Annotated in this window: 2 protein-coding genes; one reads left to right on the forward strand and one right to left on the reverse strand. The window is 43.5% G+C overall.

Annotated features, from left to right (window positions below; all coding sequences use genetic code 11):
- Positions 1 to 1,019, reverse strand: a 1,019-nt coding sequence (locus F6K49_RS46115) for a phosphotransferase (protein WP_293109100.1), incomplete at its 3' end; no start/stop codon positions are given.
- A 321-nt stretch (positions 1,020 to 1,340) separates the two neighbouring features.
- On the opposite strand from F6K49_RS46115, the gene F6K49_RS46120 reads away from it, so the two are divergent.
- Complete coding sequence (locus F6K49_RS46120) at positions 1,341 to 1,685, forward strand: hypothetical protein (protein ID WP_293109104.1); 345 nt, start codon at positions 1,341 to 1,343, stop codon at positions 1,683 to 1,685.
- The last annotated feature ends 42 nt before the right edge of the window (positions 1,686 to 1,727 follow it).

Genomic DNA, 1,727 nt, shown 5'->3' on the forward strand with positions numbered 1-1,727 from the left:
TGGTGAATCAGTGCCAAACCGGTAAACTGAACTACTCGTTTAAGCCAGTTGGGACGAGCCGACTCAATCCCGGGAAAAGCGGTAAGATAGGCTTGGGTTAGAGCAGCGATGGAGGGTTGAAGCACTTGTAAAGGAGTCACTGCTAGACCCAAGGATTCTTCTAATTTAATCGTGGGGTCTACTACTAAGCTACTTAACCAGATTCCCAAGTAGCTGGCGATTATGGTTCCAAGGTCAAAGGCTGGATCTCCCCAGGCACAACGTTCCCAATCAATCAGTCGCACCATGCTCTGATCGGGTGGTGAAGATGTTGAGAATTGCTCCCAGTCTCTATGAAGCAAAATGTTGTTCAATTTTAAGTCATTGTGGGTTAGGCAACTCGGATGCCAGTCAGTTTCCAAATCTGCGATCGCATTTCCCAGACTGGGGTAACGTTGATAGAGAACAAAGAACTTTAAGGCATTGTTAGGGATTGAGCCAAACATCTCTGGGCTAAGCCGTCCGATTCCTTTAGCTGGATTGCCAAAGCGATAGGCAGATGTCCCCTTTGGTACCTGGTCTATAAAATTACGACATTCTGGTTGATTGAAGGTAACACGATGGAGGTTGCCTAAAACTGTTCCGATATCAGTTGCGATCGCTTCAGGAAAAACTTGGTTTTGATAGTAGAAACTAAACAGGTCGAGATAGTTATTTAGATAGTTGTAGATCAGGATGCAATGATCGGGATCAAAATGAAGGATCTGGGAAACTGATGAAGCTAGACAGTGTTGGTCGGGGAACTGCTGCAGCCAGCGATGAAATTGCCACTCATTGAAAAATTCATAATTTATAAGACCACCATTATGGGGTCTTTCCTGCTTAACCAGTAGCTGACGATGATCTGAAAAGCTCACCAGTAAATTGAAATTCTTAGCAGGGGCAGCCGATTTCACCTGGATAGATTCTAGGTCTGACGGAGTACACAGCCCTATATCCAATAGATATGAGGAAATCGTTTCAGATGATAGTGGTTGCACAATATTAGTAGATGATCAGTAGATGCACGACTTAAAGAGAAAATGTTTGTTGTTTACCCTTGAGAAGTTAACCGATAGTAGGGGCAAGTCTTGTGCCTAACCGTACAACAATCAACAATCAACAGTTAACAATCAATAATCATACTGTTATATTTTCAGCAGTTATCCCATTTCTCTTTATCTATTGATACTCTAGTTTTCCACTAAAAACTCGCCAAAATGGCGACATGAAACTGAGATTTTTATCTAAAACAGAATTTGTAGACTTACAGAAATCTTGAAGAAAGTCATCCGTCACACTCCTATGGAGGAAAACTAATAATGGAAATTTCTGAGTTACCCATCGGTTTTGAGTTGTTATCCGATGAGGAAACCTTTCTCAATGATCTAGATCAGCAAGATACTATGGTTCAGGGTGGATGTGGTCCGACTCCCCAAACACCATACATTCTGTGTCCAGCACCTACGGCAGTTCCTATGCCTGAACACCCAGAACCTTTTCCCAAATGTCCACGCCCAATACCCCAACCAACACCTCCTGTTTTTGAACATCCACGGCCCAGACCTTTTCCTAAACCCGGGCCAATACCTTTTCCTAAAACCGGGCCAATACCTTTTCCTAGAACAGGACCGATAATGACTCCACCCATACGAATGGAACATTAGATTGAGGCCATTAGCCCCTCGCTCTAAGTGTAGGGGCTGATG

This window comes from Moorena sp. SIO3I6, from assembly GCF_010672095.1.

What these genes read in the sequence shown, in the direction of transcription:
- F6K49_RS46120 (WP_293109104.1), top strand. Translation starts at nt 1,341, where the DNA reads ATGGAAATTTCTGAGTTACCCATCGGTTTTGAGTTGTTATCCGATGAG.